The sequence below is a fragment of the Burkholderia cepacia ATCC 25416 genome (genome assembly GCF_001411495.1).
In the GTDB taxonomy this organism is placed as follows: Bacteria; Pseudomonadota; Gammaproteobacteria; order Burkholderiales; family Burkholderiaceae; genus Burkholderia; species Burkholderia cepacia.
In genome coordinates this window covers 2,576,645-2,594,398 of the sequence record NZ_CP012982.1, presented here as the reverse complement: position 1 = coordinate 2,594,398, position 17,754 = coordinate 2,576,645, and the positions used below count along the sequence as shown (strand labels likewise).

Annotated in this window: 16 protein-coding genes; 2 read left to right on the top strand and 14 right to left on the bottom strand. The window is 68.8% G+C overall.

What is annotated here, in order from left to right; translation table 11 throughout:
• Positions 1-57 precede the first annotated feature (57 nt).
• The 8 genes from APZ15_RS28800 to panE form a co-directional block, all read right to left on the bottom strand.
• Positions 58-816, bottom strand: a complete 759-nt coding sequence (locus APZ15_RS28800) for an SDR family oxidoreductase (protein ID WP_027789499.1) — start codon at positions 814-816, stop codon at positions 58-60.
• Positions 813-2,360, bottom strand: a complete 1,548-nt coding sequence (locus APZ15_RS28795; protein ID WP_027789500.1) for an FGGY-family carbohydrate kinase — start codon at positions 2,358-2,360, stop codon at positions 813-815. The genes APZ15_RS28800 and APZ15_RS28795 overlap by 4 nt, the downstream gene beginning before the upstream one ends.
• 29 nt (positions 2,361-2,389) lie before the next feature.
• Positions 2,390-3,478, bottom strand: coding sequence for an alcohol dehydrogenase catalytic domain-containing protein (locus tag APZ15_RS28790; RefSeq protein ID WP_027789501.1), 1,089 nt, complete (start codon positions 3,476-3,478; stop codon positions 2,390-2,392).
• A gap of 46 nt (positions 3,479-3,524) precedes the next feature.
• On the bottom strand, positions 3,525-4,538 hold the full coding sequence (locus tag APZ15_RS28785; protein WP_027789502.1) for an ABC transporter permease: 1,014 nt from the start codon (positions 4,536-4,538) through the stop codon (positions 3,525-3,527).
• Positions 4,525-6,045, bottom strand: coding sequence for a sugar ABC transporter ATP-binding protein (locus APZ15_RS28780; protein WP_027789503.1), 1,521 nt, complete (start codon positions 6,043-6,045; stop codon positions 4,525-4,527). The genes APZ15_RS28785 and APZ15_RS28780 overlap by 14 nt, the downstream gene beginning before the upstream one ends.
• Before the next feature lie 62 nt (positions 6,046-6,107).
• Positions 6,108-7,052, bottom strand: a complete 945-nt coding sequence (locus tag APZ15_RS28775; protein ID WP_027789504.1) for a substrate-binding domain-containing protein — start codon at positions 7,050-7,052, stop codon at positions 6,108-6,110.
• Positions 7,053-7,170: 118 nt separating this feature from the next.
• Complete coding sequence (locus APZ15_RS28770; RefSeq protein ID WP_027789505.1) at positions 7,171-8,130, bottom strand: AraC family transcriptional regulator; 960 nt, start codon at positions 8,128-8,130, stop codon at positions 7,171-7,173.
• A 231-nt stretch (positions 8,131-8,361) separates the two neighbouring features.
• On the bottom strand, positions 8,362-9,309 hold the full coding sequence (gene panE / locus APZ15_RS28765; protein WP_027789506.1) for a 2-dehydropantoate 2-reductase: 948 nt from the start codon (positions 9,307-9,309) through the stop codon (positions 8,362-8,364).
• A gap of 240 nt (positions 9,310-9,549) precedes the next feature.
• On the opposite strand from panE, the gene APZ15_RS28760 reads away from it, so the two are divergent.
• Positions 9,550-11,103: a methyl-accepting chemotaxis protein gene (locus APZ15_RS28760; protein WP_027789507.1), complete on the top strand. Its 1,554-nt coding sequence runs from the start codon at positions 9,550-9,552 to the stop codon at positions 11,101-11,103.
• A 25-nt stretch (positions 11,104-11,128) separates the two neighbouring features.
• Here APZ15_RS28760 and APZ15_RS28755 read toward each other — a convergent pair whose 3' ends face one another.
• A complete protein-coding gene (locus APZ15_RS28755; protein ID WP_027789508.1) occupies positions 11,129-11,806 on the bottom strand; it encodes a LuxR C-terminal-related transcriptional regulator in 678 nt (225 codons plus the stop codon).
• A gap of 398 nt (positions 11,807-12,204) precedes the next feature.
• On the opposite strand from APZ15_RS28755, the gene APZ15_RS28750 reads away from it, so the two are divergent.
• A complete protein-coding gene (locus tag APZ15_RS28750; protein WP_027789509.1) occupies positions 12,205-12,699 on the top strand; it encodes a hypothetical protein in 495 nt (164 codons plus the stop codon).
• Between the two features lie 27 nt (positions 12,700-12,726).
• Here APZ15_RS28750 and APZ15_RS28745 read toward each other — a convergent pair whose 3' ends face one another.
• From APZ15_RS28745 to APZ15_RS28725, 5 genes are all read right to left on the bottom strand, one after another.
• Positions 12,727-13,233, bottom strand: a complete 507-nt coding sequence (locus tag APZ15_RS28745) for a hypothetical protein (protein WP_027789510.1) — start codon at positions 13,231-13,233, stop codon at positions 12,727-12,729.
• Between the two features lie 131 nt (positions 13,234-13,364).
• Positions 13,365-14,786 (bottom strand): sigma-54 dependent transcriptional regulator, encoded by a 1,422-nt coding sequence (locus APZ15_RS28740; RefSeq protein WP_027789511.1) that lies wholly within the window; start codon positions 14,784-14,786, stop codon positions 13,365-13,367.
• 110 nt (positions 14,787-14,896) lie between these two features.
• Positions 14,897-15,481 carry a hypothetical protein gene (locus APZ15_RS28735; RefSeq protein WP_027789512.1) on the bottom strand — a complete coding sequence of 195 codons (585 nt, stop codon included), beginning with the start codon at positions 15,479-15,481 and terminating at the stop codon, positions 14,897-14,899.
• A gap of 154 nt (positions 15,482-15,635) precedes the next feature.
• Complete coding sequence (locus tag APZ15_RS28730) at positions 15,636-17,381, bottom strand: hypothetical protein (protein ID WP_027789513.1); 1,746 nt, start codon at positions 17,379-17,381, stop codon at positions 15,636-15,638.
• A 44-nt stretch (positions 17,382-17,425) separates the two neighbouring features.
• Positions 17,426-17,707 carry a hypothetical protein gene (locus tag APZ15_RS28725; protein ID WP_011354481.1) on the bottom strand — a complete coding sequence of 94 codons (282 nt, stop codon included), beginning with the start codon at positions 17,705-17,707 and terminating at the stop codon, positions 17,426-17,428.
• Between the last annotated feature and the right edge of the window lie 47 nt (positions 17,708-17,754).

Here is a 17,754-nt window from a genome sequence, read left to right as displayed (position 1 = left end):
CATTCGCCGTGCATTCGCCACGGGTTCCGGTCATGCGGCGCCCGAGTACGACGTTGCCTAACGCGCCGTGTAGCCGCCGTCGATCGGCAGCGACACGCCGCTGACCATCGATGCCGCATCGCTCAGCAGGAACAGGATCGGCTCGACGACCTCGTCCGGCTCCGCAAATCGCCCGAGCGGAATCGCGGCCAGCATCGGCGCACGCTTTTCCGGATCGCTCCACGCGAACTGCGCCATCGGCGTGAGGGTGACCGTCGGGTTCACACTGTTCACACGAATGCCGTGCGGCCCGAGTTCGATGCACAGCACGCGCGTGATCGCGTCCATCGCCGCCTTCGACGCGCAATAGCCCAGATGCGCGGGCAGGCCGACGAGCGCGGCCTGGCTCGATACGTTGACGATGCTGCCCCGCGCCTGCGCTGCGCCACGTCCGTCGCGCGCGATCATCTTCCGCCCGACGGCCCGTGCGACGAGCGCCGCGCCGCGCGCGTTGACCGCCATCACGCGATCGAAATGCGCGGCGCTCACGTCGAGCGCCGATTCGAGCGACGCGATCCCCGCGCAATTCACGAGGCCGTCGAACGCGTCGTGCGCGGCAAGCGCCGCGTCGATCGCGTGCTCGTCACCGCCAACGTCGACGCGCAACGTCTCGCACGCAACCTCGCCGGCCAGCGCGTCGAGCGCGGCCATGTCGCGCCCCGCCGCGACGACCTGCGCGCCCGCCCGCGCCAGCGCGACCGCGCACGCGCGCCCGATCCCGCTCGACGCGCCCGTGACGAGCACCCGCGAACCGCCGAAATCGAATCGACTTTTCATGATGGCGTGTGCAACCCGTGCATGATCGGTTCGAGCGCCGGATACAGCGCCGTATAGAGCGCAAAGCGCGCCGTATAGGCTGCCGCGCGTTCGGCATCGGGCCGCGCGCGCTCGACGAGCGTGACCCATCCGCCTTGTGCATCCTCGTGCGACACGAGCCCCACCCCGACTCCCGCGAGCAGGGCCGCCCCCATCGCGGCTTCGACGTCCTGCTCGATCGTCCACACCGGGAAGCCCGTCACGTCCGCGATGATCTGCATCCACAGCGCCGAATGCGCGGCCCCGCCCACGACGATCAGCCGGTCGTCGAGCGCGGCCGCGCCGAGTCGGCCGGCCTCGATGTTGTGCCGCAACGCGAACGCGACACCTTCGAGCACCGCGCGATACAGGTGCGCGCGCGTGTGCGCGAGACTCAGCCCGACGAATGCGCCGCTCGCCTTCGCGTCCCACACCGGGCTGCGTTCGCCCATCAGGTACGGCAGGAACAGCACGCCATCGGCGCGCGGCGGCACGCTTTCGGCCGCCTCCTCGAGCAACACGTGCGGATCGCCGTGCGGCAGCAGGCGTGCCGCATCGATCTCCGCGTGACAGAACTGGTCGCGAAACCATGCGACCGACGCGCCCGCCGTGATCGCGCCGCCGAACACGTACAGGTCGCGCTGCCCGTTGAACACGTGCGGCATGCTGACGAGCCCGTGCCGCGCATCGACATGCCGGCTCACGTAACCCCAGCACATGCTGGTGCCGATCATCGCGACATGCTGCCCCGTGCGCGTCGCGCCGGCCGCGAAGGTCGCGACGGCCGCATCGACACCGCCCGCGACGACTGGCGTGCCGGCCGGCAGCCCGAGCTGCTCCGTCCATTGCGACAGCAGGCCGCCGACGACGTCCGTCGATTCGACGAGCCGCTCGGGCATCATCGTCGCCGGGATGCCGAGCATGTCGAGCGCATCGTCGGACCATTCGCGGCGCGCGACGTCGTACACGCCGCCGATGTTGCCGGCCGAGCTGTGATCGACCGCGACCTCGCCGGTCAGCAGGTAGATCACGTAGGCGTTCGGCGGCAGGAAGTAGCGCACGTTCGCCCACACGTCCGGCCGCTGGTCGCGCAGCCACAGCATCTTCGTGAAGCCGTAATAGCTGTCGACGCCGTTGCCCGTGATCACGCGCAGCCGCTCGACGTTCACGTTCGCATTGATCCAGTCGACTTCCGCGGTCGCGCGCCGGTCCATCCAGATCAGGCACGGATGGACCGGCCGCATGTCGCTGTCGACCGGAATGCCCGAGCCGCCGTACAGGCTGCTCACGCACACCGCACGGATCGCGTCGGCCGGCACACCCTGCACGTGCGCATCGCTCACGCAGCCGGCGATGCATTCGAGCACGGCGTCGAACCACACCTGCGGCCATTGCTCGGCCCACAGCGGGCGCGGCGTATCGGGCTGGTAGCCGGCCGAGCGCCGCGCGACGATCGTGCCGTGCCGGTCGACGAGCAGCGCCTTGGTGCTCTGCGTGCCGATGTCCACGCCTATGACGTATTCCATGATGTCTCCGGTGAGGCGCTCGCCGGCCGTCAGCGGGCCGGCTTCAGCAGCACCTTGATCGATTCGGGCGATTTCGCGACGCGGATCGCGTCGTCCCACTCCTCGAGCGCGAAATCGTGCGTGACGATGCCTTTCGACGTGACGAGTCCGCGCGCGAGCAGGTCGATCGCGACCGGGTAGCAGTATGGCCCCAGGTGCGCGCCGCGCACGTCGAGCTCCTTGCGGTCGCCGATGATCGACCAGTCGACGGTCGCATCCTCGCCGAACACGCTGAATTCGACGAAGCGGCCGAGCTTGCGGATCAGGTCGAGCCCCTGGCTCACGCCGACCGGCGCGCCGGTCGTCTCGATGTAGACGTCGCAGCCGTAGCCGTCGGTGAGCGACCGGACGATCTCGCGTGCATCGTCGCGCGTCGGGTTGATCGTCACGTCGGCGCCGTACTGCCGCGCGAGTTCGAGCCGCTCGTCGATCAGGTCGATCACGACGAGTTTCTTCGGCGTCTTCAGGTGCGCGACCTGCGTCATCATCAGCCCGAGCGGGCCCGCTCCGGCGATCACGACCACATCGTCGAGCTGCAGGTCGCCGCGGTTCACCGTATGGATCGCGCACGACAGCGGCTCGATGATCGCGGCGTCTTCGAGCGACACGCCGAGCGGGATCTTGTGGACGATCGCGGTGGGAGGAATGCGCATGTATTCGGCCATCCCGCCGTCGGCCACCTCGCGCTGGAAGCCGAAGATGTTGTGCACTTCGCACATCCAGTACTGGCCCGACCGGCAATAACGGCACTTGCCGCACGGCACGATCTGCTCGGCGATCACGCGGTCGCCCACCGTCACGCCGAAGTGCTCGGCCGCGCCGTCGCCGAGCGCTTCAACGTGGCCGAAAAATTCGTGGCCGGGAATCACGGGCGCCTTGACCCACGGGTTCGGGCCGCCCCAGAACATCTTCGCGCCCGTATAGCACTTACAGTCGCTTGCGCAGATGCCGCACGCGGCGATGCGGATCACGAGTTCGTTCGTGCCGGGGCGCGGCTTCGCGACCTGTTCGACGCGGTAGTCCTCGGGGCCGTGGCAAACGACCGCGGTCATCCGCGGCGGGGCTTCGGGTGTCGTCATGAGTTGTCTCTTTCGTTGATGATTCGGATGTCTGATCGATCGCACGTTACCGCGACCGTTCGCGGCTGATGTAGATCGCGAGCAGGATGATTCCGCCCTTGATCACGTTCTGCACATACGGGTTCACGCCGATCATGTTCAGCCCGTTGTTGAGCACGCCGAGCAGCAGCGCACCGACAAGCGTGCCGAGGATCGCGCCGCGCCCGCCCGAGATCGACGTGCCGCCCATCACGACGGCCGCGATCGCGTCGAGTTCGAAGCCCACGCCCGCGTTCGGCTGCCCGCTCATCAGCCGGCCCGTCAGCACGATCGCGGCGAGCGCCGACGTGAGCCCGGCCAGCGTGTAGACGATCAGCTTCACGCGCGCCACGCGCACGCCGGTGAGCCGCGTCGCCTGCTCGTTGCCGCCGATCGCATACACGTAGCGGCCGAACGGCATGCGATCGAGCAGCAGCCACGCGATCGCGTAGACCACCAGCATGATCAGCACGGGCGCCTGGATGCCGAGCACCTTGCCGCTGCCGAAGAACGCAACCCAGTCGGGCAGCCCGTCGATCGGATAACCGCCCGTGTAGATCAGCGCGAGGCCGCGCGCGATGCCCATCGTCGCGAGCGTGACGATGATCGGCGGCATCCCCGCGAACGCGACGAACACGCCGTTCAGGAAGCCGAACCCGAAGCCGACCGCAATACCGATCGCGAGCGCGGCGACCGCGTTGACGCCCGCGACCATCAGCCCGGCCGCGAGCGTGCCCGACAGCGCCATCACCGAGCCGACCGACAGGTCGATCCCGCCCGTCAGGATCACGCAGGTCATGCCCACCGCGATGATCGCGTTGATCGACACCTGGCGCAGCACGTTTTCCAGGTTCGCGGCGGACAGGAAGCTCGGGCTCGCGATCATCATCGCGATGCACACGACGACGAGGCCGACGAGCGGATAGAACAGCGTCGAGCGCCGCAACTGCGCCCACATCGCGCGTGGCGGCGGCGCATCGCCGTTTCCGGCGTTGGCCGCGAGCGTCGTGGAAGGTGTGGAAGAAGAATCAGGCAGGTTCATGGGTCGCTCCTCGCGTGCCGGCCGTGGCATGGGTCATGACCGTGTCGGGATCGATCTCGTCGCCTTCGAGCGTCGCCTCGATGCGGCCCTGCCGGAACACGGCGACGCGATCGCACATGCCGACGATTTCCGGCAGCTCGGACGAGATCATGATGATGGCGTAGCCGCGCGCGGTGAGTTCGCGCATCAGCCCGTAGATTTCGGCTTTCGCGCCGACGTCGATGCCGCGCGTCGGCTCGTCGAAGATCAGCACCGACGTGTGATGGTTCAGCCAGCGCGCGATCACGACCTTCTGCTGGTTGCCGCCGGACAGCGTCGCGACCTCGGTATGGATCGACGGCGCCTTCACGCCGACACGCCGCATCACGTCGTGCGTCGCGCGCGCCTCGCCGCGGCGGTCGATCAGCCAGCGCATCGACCGGTACTTGCCGAGGTTGTTCAGCGAGATGTTGTCGCGAATCGAGAACGACGTGACGAGCCCTTCCGTCTTGCGGCTTTCCGGCAGGATGCCGATGCCCGCGCGCAATGCGTCGGCCGGATCGGCGAGCGTCGCCGCCGTGCCGCGCACGCGCACGTCCTTGCGATGCGCACGCGTCGCGCCGATCACCGCGAGCGCGGTTTCGGTGCGGCCCGAGCCGACCAGCCCGGCAAAGCCGAGAATCTCGCCCGCATGCAGCTCAAAGCGGTTCACGGGGCCGTCGCGCTCGATCTGCAGCGCATCGACCTCCAGTACCCGCGGCGCATCCGCGGCGCGCGCCGGCTTCGGCGGAAAACTGCTCTCGATCCGCCGCCCGACCATCATCCGCACCAGCTGCTCGACGTCGGTGCGCGCGACGTCGGTCGTCGCAACGTACTGGCCGTCGCGCAACACGGTGATGCGGTCGCACACCGCGAAGATTTCCTCGAGATGATGCGAGATGAAGATCATCGCGACGCCCTGCCGCTTCAGCTCGCGCATGATCGCGAACAGGTGCCCGGCCTCGGCCGGCGTGAGCGTGGCGGTCGGTTCGTCGAGGATCAGGATGCGCGCGTCGAGCGACAGCGCCTTGCCGATCTCGACGAACTGCTGCTGCGCGACCGACAGCGCACGGATCGGCGCATCGAGATCGATCGCGACACCGAGCCGCGCGAAGATGCCGGCCGCCGCGCGACGCATCCGCTTGCGGTCGCGTGCGCCCCAGCGATTGCGCAGCTCGCGGCCGAGGAACAGGTTGTCGACGGCATCGAGATGCGGGATCAGACTGAATTCCTGGAACACGATGCCGACACCCGCCGCGACCGCGTCGCGATAGTCCGCGAAACGACGCACCTCGCCGTCGATCTCGATCGTGCCGGTATCCGGCCGATGAATGCCGCACAGGATCTTCATCAGCGTCGACTTGCCCGCGCCGTTCTCGCCGAGCAGCGCGTGAATCTCGCCGCGTGCGATCTCGAGATGAATGCCGGACAGCGCCTTCACGCCCGGAAAGCTTTTCGCGATGTCGCTGAGCCGGAGTATCGTGTCCATCGGGTTCTCCGTACGAAAGGCGCCGGCCGTGCCGCCGCCCTTCGAGTCGCATTGCACGTCGTTCACCAGCTGAAGCCCTTCGCGTTGCCGCGGTCGACCACCTTCACGTCGACCGGGATCGCCTTCGGCACCGTCGCGCCCCACTTGCGCGCAATCGCGATGCCGAGCGCGATACGCACCTGGTCGGCCGGGAACTGCGCGGTCGTTTCGATGAACTTCGAATTCGGCTTCTGGATCGCGGCGATCGCCTCGGGCGCGCCGTCGACGCTCGTCAGCTTGATGTCCTTGCCCGAGCTCTCGATCGCGGCGAGCGCGCCCATCGCGCCGCCGTCGTTCACGCTGAAGACGCCCTTCAGCTTCGGGTGCGCGGAGATCAGGTTCTCGGTCACCGACAGCGCGGTCGCACGCTCCTGCTTGCCGTTCTGCGTGTCGACCAGCTTCACGTTCGGGTATTTCGCGAGGCCCGCCTTGCAACCGCGCACGCGTTCGAGAATCGGCACGACCGGAATGCCGTCGAGGATCGCCACCTCGCCGCTGCCGCCGATCGCTTTCGCGAGGTAGTCGCACGACATCACGCCCGCGTCGTAGTTCTTCGAGCCGACGAACGAATCGACCGGGCCGTTCGCGTTCGCATCGACGGCCACGACCACCGCGCCGGCCTTCTTCGCCTGCGTGATCGCCGACTGGATGCCGGTCGAATCGGTCGGGTTCACGAGCAGGATGTCGATCTTCTTCTGCAGCATGTCCTCGACGTCGCTCACCTGCTTGCTGACGTCGTGATGCGCGTCGGTGACGACGACCTGCGCGCCGATCGACGCGGCCGCGTCGTTCAGCGCCTTCTGCATCGTCACGAAATACGGGTTGTTGAGCTCCTGGAACGTCATGCCGATCCGCAGCGGTGCGGCCTGCACGGCGGCGGCGGGCAGCCAGGCCGCGGCGGCAAACGCGGCAACCGCCGCCAGACGGGCGGCGCGACGGGAGGATGAGGCGGGCGATGCAGGCGTCATGACGGTGTCTCCGGTTGTATAAGGCTTTTTCGTGGGTGAGCAAGCCCCTCGCGACGCGGGCGGCGCGATCGGCTGGGTGAAACGGCGTGGAAAACTCGGGCGGGCGGCGGCCCGGCGATCATCCGGGCTGCGGGGCGAGTTCGGGCGCGCCGGGCGTCACGACGCGCGGCGGCAGCGGATTGCCGGTGGGCGCCGCGTGCAGCGCCAGTTCGCGGCTGCGCGCGTTCAGGCGCTGCAGTGCGCGGAATTCGGACGGCGCCATCCCCTTCACCGCGCGGAACTGGCGGTTGAAGTTCGACACGTTGTTGAAGCCGGCCTGGAAGCAGATATCGGTGATGTTCGCGTCGTCGGCGAGCAGCAGCTGGCACGCGGATTCAATCCGCAGACGATTCACGTACTGGACGAACGGCATGCCCGTCTGGCGATGAAACGCGCGCGAAAACGCGCTGACGCTCTGCCCGGTCAGTTGCGCGAGATCGGATTCGCGCAGCTCGGACGCGAGGTTCTTGCCGATGTACGACAGCGCATGGCTGAGCCGCGTCGGCGTGACATCGGCCTGGTCGTACGCGGGGCTCGCGAGCAGCGTGCGTTCGGCCGCGCCGCACAGCCGTTCGAGGATCGTCATGAACAGCGCGATGCGGCGCATGCCGCGCGCGGCCAGCAGCTCGTCGAACAGCGGCGCGATCGCGGCGCTGGTCGCCGCGTCGAAGCCGACCCCGCGCCGCGCATCGTCGAGCAACGCCTGCGCGTCGCGGCATTCGGGAAACGCGTCCATGCAGCGGCGCACGAACGCCGGGTCGAACTGGATCACGAGATTGCGGCGTTCGACGGTTTCGCCTTCGGCCATGTCGCTGACCCAATTGTGCGGCAGGTTCGGGCCGAGCAGCACGAGATGGCCGGGGCCGAACGAACCGATGTGGTCGCCGACGAAATACTTGCCGCGCGTCGCGACGATCAGGTGCAGCTCGAATTCGGGATGGAAGTGCCAGCGGATCGTGCGATACGGATAACCGTGCGACCAGACCTTGAACGACTCGTCGCGTCGCACTTCGACCACTTCCAGATCGGGGTGCATCATGTGGGCGTCTCCATTCCCGTGTCTCGCCGGCCGGTTCGTTTTGCGCGTGCGCCGCGTATTTCACGCGGCGACGCGACCGGTCGCATGGGAAGCAATGTAGGTCGATCGAGCGCGCGGCTCCACCAACTTTACGCCTGATTTTCGATACTTTTTTGCCCATTCCGGCCGCAAATGGCGCCGGATGGCAAATTTGTGCAGTGCGGAACGGCCGGGCGGCCGCCCGCCCGGCGCTTACGCGGCCGCGTGCTCGCGCGCGGTACGCGCTTCGTACGCCTTCAGGTGGTTGTACGCGATCCGCAGCAGCGACAGCGCATCGGCCGCCTGCGGGTCGCGGCGCGCGAGCAGGTCGCCGATCACGTGATCGGCTTCGACGCGCGCATGGTTTTCGACGTCGCGCAGCATCGACGCGGTCAGCGGCGACGGCGTCAGCACCATCCGCTGCATCCGCTCGATGGCGGCCGGATCGGGCCGGTGGCCGTTGTGCTCGGCAATCGCACTGCATTCGCCGAGCATCGTCTCGAGCAGGCGGCGGCCGTCCGGCGCGGCGAGAATGTCGCCGACCGAGGCGCGGAACAGCGACGTGCTCGCGGCGAGCGTCGCGAGGAACACCCATTTTTCCCACATCCGCGCGGCCACGTCGTCACTGAGCGTCGCATCGAAACCCGCGCCGCCGAGCACCTCGGCCACCGCGCGCACACGCGGCGATTCGCCGCCCGCGAGTTCGCCGAACGTGACCCCGTGCGTGTCGTTGAGGTGCACGATGCGCTGCTCGCGATCGAGCGTCGCCGCGATCACGCACAGCCCGCCGAGCACCTGCGCGGCGCCGAACCGCTCGCGCAGCACGTCGAGATGGCGCATCCCGTTGAGCATGGGCAGGATCAGCGTCTGCGGGCCGACGAACGGCGCGAACGACTCAATCGCGTCGTCGAGGCTGTACGCCTTGCAGCTCAGCAGCACGAGGTCGAACGGCGCGACACCGGCACCCGCGTCGCCCGCGCGCACGGTCTGCACGTTCGCGAGCGTCAGGTCGCCGCGCGGGCTGCGGATCAGCAGCCCGTCGCGCGCCAGCGCGGCCGCGCGGCCGTCGCGCACCAGGAACGTCACGTCGCGCCCCGCCGCGGCCAGCCGGCCGCCGAAGTATCCGCCGACCGCGCCGGCCCCCACCACCAGAATTCGCATCGTTGCCTCCTTTCGGTTTCATTCGCCGCCGCGCCGCGCGCGGCGCGCATTCAAACGCCCCGACAGTATAGCGACGCCCGTTATGCATATGCATAGATGCCCTTGTCGGTGTCGACGGCATCGGCGCCGGCGCCGGCTCCTAGGGATAACCCGCCTACGGCAACGCACGTCGGACGCCGTCAAGATACTTATCCCGTCACGCCGCCCCGGCGAGCTTCCACGACTGACCGACCACACACCATGCGCAACCTTTCCCTGAATCAGAAACTCGCCTCGATGATCGTCATCCTCTGGCTCGGCCTGCTCGTGATCGCCGGGCTCGGGGCCTGGCAGACGCGCGCATCGATGATCGCGGACCGCCGCGACCAGCTCGCGTCGTTGGTCGCGCAGGCCGCGAGCGTGACCGATCATTACTACAAGCTGTCGCAGCAGAACGCGCTGCCGGAAGCCGACGCGAAGCAGAAGGCACTCGAGGCGATCGCCGCGATGCGTTCCGGCGCCGACGGCTACATCTCCGTCAACGACTCGAAGCCCGTGATCGTGATGCATCCGATCAAGGCCGACCTCAACGGCAAGGACGTGTCGAATTTCACCGACCCGAACGGCAAGCACCTGTTCGTCGAGATCGTGAAGGCCGGCAACCTCGAAGGCGGCAAGGGCTTCGTCGAGTATCTGTGGCCGAAGCCGGGCGCCGACAAGCCGCAGGAGAAAACCAGCGCCGTGCAGCGCTTCGCACCCTGGGACTGGTACATCGTGACCGGCATGTACATGAACGACGTGCGCACCGCCGTGCTCGAAAGCGTCGGCCGCTGGCTCGCGATGACGACCGTGCTCGGCGGGATCGCGACCGCCGTGATGGTGCTGGTGCTGAAAAGCGTGCGCGCGAACCTCGGCGGCGAGCTGGAAGTGGCACTCGACGCCGCGCAGCGCATCGCGCAGGGCGACCTGACCGCGCACGTCGCCGTGAAGCACGACGATCGCGGCAGCCTGCTGCACGCGCTGCACACGATGCAAGGCGGGCTGATCGACATGGTGTCGCGCGTGCGGATGGGTACCGAGAACATCAACGTCGGCGCAAGCGAGATCGCGTCGGGCAACACGGACCTGTCGCAGCGCACCGAGGAACAGGCGGCCGCGCTCGTGCAGACCGCGTCGAGCATGGACCAGATGACCGCGAACGTGAAGCAGAACGCGGACAGCGCCGCCCAGGCCGCGTCGCTCGCCGGCCAGGCCGCGCAGGTCGCGACGCGCGGCAGCGCGGTGGTCGACGACGTCGTGCGCACGATGAACGAGATCACCGACCGCTCGCACAAGATCGGCGACATCATCGGCGTGATCGACGGGATCGCGTTCCAGACCAACATCCTCGCGCTGAATGCGGCCGTCGAAGCCGCGCGCGCGGGCGAACAGGGCCGCGGCTTCGCGGTGGTCGCGGCCGAAGTGCGCTCGCTCGCGCAACGCTCGGCGACGGCGGCGAAGGAAATCAAGTCGCTGATCGTGTCGTCGAACGAGACCGTCGAGCAAGGCGCGGCGCTCGTCACGCACGCGGGCGAGACGATGGCCGAGATCGTGCAGTCGGTGCGGCGCGTGAACGAGATCCTCGACGAGATCAGCCATGCGTCGCGCGAACAGAGCGCCGGCATCGAGCAGGTCAATCGCGCGGTGGGCGAGATGGACCAGGTCACGCAGCAGAACGCGGCGCTCGTCGAAGAAGCGGCGGCCGCCGCGCATTCGCTGCGCGATCAGGCCGAGGCGCTGCGGGACGCCGTGACGCGGTTTGCGTTGCCGGCCTGACGGCGGCCGTCCGGCGCACGCGGGCTCACGCCGCGTCGCCGGGCCGCGGCGCGGCCGCACCGGTGCCGAGCCCCAGCCCCGCCGCCCGCCGGACCAGCTCGACGTCGTTGTTCACGCCGAGCTTCTTCATCGCGCTGATCTTCTGCGCACTGACCGTCTGCTTGCCCTTGCTCAGACGCTGCGCGATCGTCTTGATCGGCACCCCGGACAGATACAGGCGAATGACCTCGATTTCGCGCGCCGACAGCTTCACGGGCGCCTCGCCGCGCTCGCCGGCCGCATCGACCGCGCGCCTGACGAGCGGCGACAGGTAGTGCCCGCCGCTGTAGCTCGAATGAATGGCCGTGACGATATGGCCGACCTCGTCGAACTTGCTGACGACGCTCACGCCGCCGATCGCGAGGATCGACCCGACGATCAGCGGATTCTCGTTCGCGACCAGCACGACGACCCCGACGTTCGGACGCGTGCGCCGCAGCCAGTCGAGCAGCCCGAGGCCGTCCATCTGCGCGTCCCCGCGGATCGCATAGTCGACCAGCACGACATCGCAGTCGACGCCGCCGAGCGACGCGGCCAGCTCGGCCACATTCCGGCATACCGCGACGAGCTCGATCGCGCAGGCGCTGCCTGCGACCTGCTCGATGCCGGCCAGCGTCAACGGCCAGTCGTACGCGAAGACGATGCGAACGTTGAATTTCCTCATGCGTGGTTCCCGGTGGTTCATCGGCCGCGCGACGCGGAGCGCGCACGGCCGGTTTGGCGTTGATCGGACGTTCAGGCTATTTTTAGCCTGCACACCGATTCTATGAAGCCGCACGCGGACGGGATATCGGACGGTAACGGGATTGGTCGTCAGGGACGTAATACGAGTTTGATATTTGCGCCGGTTCGAGCGGCCGTCGCGGAGCGGCCGGCACCTCGGAACATCGGCCGGATGGCCGGCGTGGCGGGCCACACGGGCCATCCGGCCGGCCAGCAGGTAAAATCGACGCCTTTGCATGCCGCGCCGGGCCGCCGGCGGCGAGCGACGCGCCGATGCCGGCCGCGCGCCACCGCCCCGTGCCCGCGCCCGTACTCCGGTGGCCCCGCCCCGCTTTCCTCATGACCGAATCCGACCTGCAATCCGACGACACCTCCATCCACGAAGACGGCCTCTGGCGCGACAACGGCTGGACGGCCCGCATCATCAAGAACGAAGACGACGACGGCTGGGCCGTCGAAATGATCAAGGACGGCGAGTCCGAGCCCGCGCTCGTCGGGCCGTGGACCATGGGCCGCGACAAGAAGAACCCCAAGCCGATGGACGCGAACGCGTTCCGCACGCTCGTGAAGACCGCGAGCGAGGTGCTGATGCGCCACGAGCAGCAGCGGCGCGCGATGCTGCACAAGGAAGTGACGGTTCAGGGCGAGGACGGCCAGGATGTGTCGGTGACGCTCGACATCGTGCCGGACGAATTCGAGCCGTACGCGCAGCTCAAGGCATTCGATCCGTATGGCGAGCTGCTGGCCGAAGCCAAGGTGTCGGCCGGTTTCAAGCTCAACAAGGCCGGTGCCGAGCGCTGGGTCGCCTCGGGCTTCGAGCGGCCGGCCTCCTGATCGCGCGCGGCACGCCGCACCGCACGCTCAGGCGCCGGCGCCCTGCCGCGCGCGCTGCAGCCGGCGCGCCGCCAGCTTGCGCCGCACGAGCTGCTCGAACTGCCGCGTCGCGACCTGCGGATCGCGCGCGGCCAGCCCGAGCGCGTTGCGCGCGAGCTGGATCGGCGTCAGCACGAGGCCCCACGGCAGCCCCCACCAGCCGAACGCGGCCGACGCCAGCAACGCGACCGCCTGCTTCCTGCGGCCGCAACGCCGGCAGCACACGTGGCGCCGTGTCGCCCAGCGCGTGACGAACAGCAGCGACACGACGCGATGCGACGCATGGACATCGACCGGCCGGTCGTCGCGACGGCAGATCGGGCACGGCCCGTAACGCCAGTCGTGTACGTACTCCCAGACCTTCGCGTCGGGCACCCGCTCCGCCTCGACGACGATCGGATGCGCCCGGGCGCACGCCGGACGGCAATAGCGGCGGCCGTCGATCGACCGCCCGCCGACCAGGAACGTCCTGCCGCAGTGACTGCACTCTGCCACGGTAACCTCGGATAAGCGTGATGCGCCGCATGCCGGCCGCGCGCGCATCGCCGCGCGGCGGTCCGGACGGGCCGTTTCATGTCTTAACGGCCGACGTCGCGCGGTCTTGAGCGGCTGCGCGCCGCGGCGCGTCAGCCGTGCAGCCCGTGCGCGGTCATCAGCCGATACAGCGTCGCGCGCGAGATGCCCAGCTCGGCCGCCACATCGGCATGCTGGTGGCGGTGGCGCATCAGCGTTTCCTCGATCGCGCGCCGCTCGGCGCGCCGGCGCGTTTCGGCGAGCGTCGGCGGCTGCCGCGACGTGTACTGGTGCAGCTCGAGATCGGCGGCCGAGATCATCGGGCCGTTCGTCATCACGACCGCGAGCCGGATCCGGTTGATCAGCTCGCGCACGTTGCCCGGCCACGGATAGTTGTGGATCGCTTCGACCGCGCTCGGCATGAAGCCGCGAATCCGTTGCGCATTGTCGCCGCGATAGCGCCGCAGCACATGGTCGGCGAGCAGCATGATGTCGCGGCCGCGCACGCGCAGCGGCGGTTCGTCGATGCGCAGCACGCACAGGCGGTAGTACAGGTCGGCACGGAACCGCCCCGCCTGCATCGCGGCCTCGAGATCGACGTGGGTCGCCGACACGATCCGCACGTCCACCGGAATCGACGCGTGCCCGCCGAGGCGCTCGATCGTGCCTTCCTGCAGGAAACGCAGCAGGCTCGCCTGGCTCTCGAACGGCATGTCGCCGATTTCATCGAGAAACAGCGTACCGCCGTGCGCCGCCTCGATACGGCCGATCTTGCGCTGGTGCGCGCCCGTGAACGCGCCGCGCTCGTGGCCGAACAGTTCGGCCTGCAGCAGCGTCGACGGAATGGCCGCGCAGTTCACGGCGACGAACGGCGCGTCGGCGCGCGACGACTGCTGGTGAATCGCCGCCGCCGTCAGCTCCTTGCCGGTGCCGGACTCACCGGCGATGAAAACGGTCGCCTCCGTATTCGCGACCTTGCGGATCGTCGCGAACAGCCGGCGCATCGCGTCGCACGAGCCGATCATCGTGCCGCCGGGGGGCGCCGCATCGGCGTCCGGGCTGCCGTCCGCGAGCCTCAGCATCCCGTACGCATGGCCGACCAGATAGCCGATCGTCGTGTACGCAGTCGCGTTGCGCACGTAATCGAAACAGCAGTGGCGAATCAGGCGCGCGATCGAAATATCCCGCAGCCGCTCGTCGTCGGCGAACGCGAGCCAGCCGACGCGCGGGTCGCGCAGCAGCGCCTCGAACGACGTGACGTCGGGCGACGCGAAGCTGCCGAAATCGACGATGCCCGCATGCAGACGGTTCGCCCTGACGAGATTCAGTGCGTCCGCAACGGTTTTCGCGCGCCACACGTCCCAGCCGCGCGACGCGAGACAATCGACGAGCGCGGCGTCGTGCTGCTGCGACAGGTAGACGAGCGGCCGCGACGGCACGACATGGTTGCGCCGGACGGCAATGAACGGCGCCGTCCCCGCATCGCGTTCGAGATCCTGCGGGCCCGACACCCTGATCTGGCAGCAATGGTTCACGATGGCCTCGTCGCTTGGGTTGGTTGTCGAAACGGCCGTTGCCGGATCGCGTGGAGCGGGGCACCGTGGTCCCGCGACGCGGCGCCGGGCCGTTCTCGGATTGACGTTCGTTATCGGCAGAAAACGACGCGCTGCGTGTAGATCTGCGGCTCGACGACCGGCTTCGCGGCACCGTTGAGGTCGTCACGATAGGCCCGGTAGGTCTTGCCGTTCACCGTCACTTCCGTCGCCCGGGCCGTCTCGATCGAGCTGAGCCCGTTGCGCTGCCAGCCGCTCACCTGGTCCGCCGCCGTCACGCTCGCATCGCCTGCGATCTTCTGCGTGATCGCGCTGCCGTCGCTCCATGGCTGCGTCTGCATGTCCTCGGCATGCTGCATCGCGCCGACCGTCTTGCCGGTCGGCGTCGGCCCCCTCTGCGCCTCGAACGGCGCGCCACGGCCGTACACCGGCGATTGCCACGACGGCGCGTGACCCTCCTCCGGCATCATGTAGATCATCTGCGGATCGCCGATCATCATCATCGGCGCGCACGCCGTGTTGTCGGCGCGACCGAGCGTCGTCAGCGCCTGCGCGACGCTCGCGGCGTTTGCCGCGGTCTGCTCGCCCAGGATCACGAAGACCGCCGGGTTCTGAAATACCGCCTGTGCTGCGGCTTGTGCGCTGTACAACAACAGAGCGACCAAAAAGATCCTCATGATTGAGGCCTCCTTGCATCCTCGTCAGGCAAAAAGAGGTGTTGACCTCGGGGATGGGACCAACACCCGTCAAACAGGAAACGACCGCCGGGCATCGGGTCCGGACGGCTCCCGTGCGCCGCCATTCCGGCGCACGGGAGCCAGACCCGCGTGCTTACGACGACGTGCTCGTCGAGATGACGGCCGGAGCCGGCAAGACCGGTACAGCCGGGGCGGCCTGCTGGTCGACCGGAGCCGCCGGCAATCCTTGCGCCGGATCGGACAACGCCGGCATCTCGGCGGGCTGCGCGGCTGCCTGGTCCGGCACCTTCGCGTCGGCTGCCGGCATGTCGGCAGGCGCTGCGGCCGCGGCGGCGGCAGGCTGCGCGGGTTCCGGTGCGGGCGCTTCCGCGGCGACCGGAGCTGGTTCCGCGGCCTTCGCATCGGCTGCCGGTGCGGGCATCGCGGCCTCGGCTGCGGGCGCCGCAACGACGGCAGCGGCCGGCGTCGTATCCGCAGCCGGCGCGGCAGCGGCCTGCGCTGCGTTGTCGGTCGCGGCCGGCATCGGCTCCGGTGCCTTGTCGGCGACGGGCTGCACAGGCTCGGGGGCCTTGTCGGCGATTACCGGTGCGGGTTCGGGCGCCTTGTCGGCAACCGCCGGCGCGGGCTCCGGCGCCTTGTCGGCGACCGCCGGCGCGGGCTCCGGCGCCTTGTCGGCGACCGCCGGCGCGGGCTCCGGTGCCTTGTCGGCGACGGGCTGCACGGGTTCGGGGGCCTTCGTGTCGGCGACCGGCGCGGCAGGTACCGGCGATGCCTTGTCCGCAACGGCCGGCGCGGCGAGCACGGCGGCAGCCGGCACGGCGGCGATCGCGGCCGCCGGTACGACCGAGGCTGCGGGCGCGGCGGCGACAGCGGGTGCGGCAGCCACCGCAGGCGCTGCGGCGACGGCCGGTGCCGCGGCTGCAATGGCGGGTTTGGCAACGGCAGGGGCTGCGGCAGCAACAGCCGGCGCCGCCGTTGCCGGCGCGGCAGCAGCAACAGCCGGTGCGGCAACGGCCGGCGCGGCGACAACCGGCGCGATCGACGGCACGGGCACGGGTACCGGCACCGACACGGGCGCCGCCTGCACCGAGGTCGTCGCCACCGGGCGGGCCTGCGCCGGTGCCGGCGCGGCTGCGCCCAGCGGCGGCAAGCCCATGCGGTCACGCACGATCGGATCGCGATACTTCACGTCGTCGGCGACCGTCGCTTCCACGCTCGGCGCCACGTTCGAACGTGCGAGCGGCGTCGTCGTGCCCGGGCACAGATGCCCGGTCGCTTCCACCGCACGCCGGTTCGCGTCGCTCTGGCAGAGCAGCGCGAGCGCCACGTCTGTCAGGCCCATCGCACGGAATTCACGCGCATCGAGACGCCGCACGCAGGCCTGGTCGACCAGCGTCGTGCCGCCCGTCGCGCCGAACCCCGGAAACGACACGCCGACGCTCACCGATCCCATGCAGGTATCGGACAGCGTGGTCGTGAGGCCCGGCGCCTGGATCGCGGGGTTCGTCTTGATCGTCTGCGTGCCGGAATAATTGACGTTTTCCGACGACTGGGTGTTGTACGGGTTGGTGCCGGGCGCGCCGGACGACTGCAGCGACTGCGGCGTCACGTTCGTGCCGCCGCTCGTGCTGGACGGCATCGTCACGTTCACGTTCACGCTCGAATTGCCGCTGCTGCGAACCCCGCTGGAGCTGGTGGCGTTGCCGCCGCGCGAGCTCGTGGTGTTCGTGTTCATGCTCGAGCCGCCGCCCTGGCTGACTGCCGTCGACGACGTCGACGACTGCGCGCTCGAAGTCGAATCGGCGGTTTGCGCTTGGGCGCCGATCGTGGTCATCGCGAACATCGCAGCGCATGCCACCTTGATCCTGTTGCTGTTCATTTCACTCTCCGGACGAGGTTTTACCTCCCACCCAGGCAACCGTACTAATTCCCCTGATTCCCTTCAGCTTTGCCTGCTTCCCCGAACTGCTTCCAGCCGTTGCCCAGCTGGGACCACGAGCCGGCCGACATGCCCTGCCACTGCTGAGCGTCTGGTCCGCCGATGGCACTGCCCGAAGAAAGCGTTTGTTGTTCTGACGGTTTGGTTGTCTGGTCAGGGTTGTTTGACGTCTGCAAATTCGATTGCACGTCGTTGGCAATACGGTCAGCGCCATACGCCGTCAGAGACGCGAGCATCAGAGCGGCGGCAATCAGTTTCTGCTTCATGCCAACTCCTTACGTGACAACAATGTGGGCAAAAGAGACCAGCGTCG

Coding starts and splice junctions, on each gene's coding strand:
- panE (WP_027789506.1), bottom strand. CDS start 9,309: ATGCGAATTCTGGTGGTGGGGGCCGGCGCGGTCGGCGGATACTTCGGC.
- APZ15_RS28790 (WP_027789501.1), bottom strand. CDS start 3,478: ATGACGACACCCGAAGCCCCGCCGCGGATGACCGCGGTCGTTTGCCAC.
- APZ15_RS28795 (WP_027789500.1), bottom strand. CDS start 2,360: ATGGAATACGTCATAGGCGTGGACATCGGCACGCAGAGCACCAAGGCG.
- APZ15_RS28760 (WP_027789507.1), top strand. CDS start 9,550: ATGCGCAACCTTTCCCTGAATCAGAAACTCGCCTCGATGATCGTCATC.
- APZ15_RS28780 (WP_027789503.1), bottom strand. CDS start 6,045: ATGGACACGATACTCCGGCTCAGCGACATCGCGAAAAGCTTTCCGGGC.
- APZ15_RS28770 (WP_027789505.1), bottom strand. CDS start 8,130: ATGATGCACCCCGATCTGGAAGTGGTCGAAGTGCGACGCGACGAGTCG.
- APZ15_RS28750 (WP_027789509.1), top strand. CDS start 12,205: ATGACCGAATCCGACCTGCAATCCGACGACACCTCCATCCACGAAGAC.
- APZ15_RS28755 (WP_027789508.1), bottom strand. CDS start 11,806: ATGAGGAAATTCAACGTTCGCATCGTCTTCGCGTACGACTGGCCGTTG.
- APZ15_RS28800 (WP_027789499.1), bottom strand. CDS start 816: ATGAAAAGTCGATTCGATTTCGGCGGTTCGCGGGTGCTCGTCACGGGC.
- APZ15_RS28730 (WP_027789513.1), bottom strand. CDS start 17,381: ATGAACAGCAACAGGATCAAGGTGGCATGCGCTGCGATGTTCGCGATG.
- APZ15_RS28785 (WP_027789502.1), bottom strand. CDS start 4,538: ATGAACCTGCCTGATTCTTCTTCCACACCTTCCACGACGCTCGCGGCC.
- APZ15_RS28775 (WP_027789504.1), bottom strand. CDS start 7,052: ATGACGCCTGCATCGCCCGCCTCATCCTCCCGTCGCGCCGCCCGTCTG.
- APZ15_RS28725 (WP_011354481.1), bottom strand. CDS start 17,707: ATGAAGCAGAAACTGATTGCCGCCGCTCTGATGCTCGCGTCTCTGACG.
- APZ15_RS28735 (WP_027789512.1), bottom strand. CDS start 15,481: ATGAGGATCTTTTTGGTCGCTCTGTTGTTGTACAGCGCACAAGCCGCA.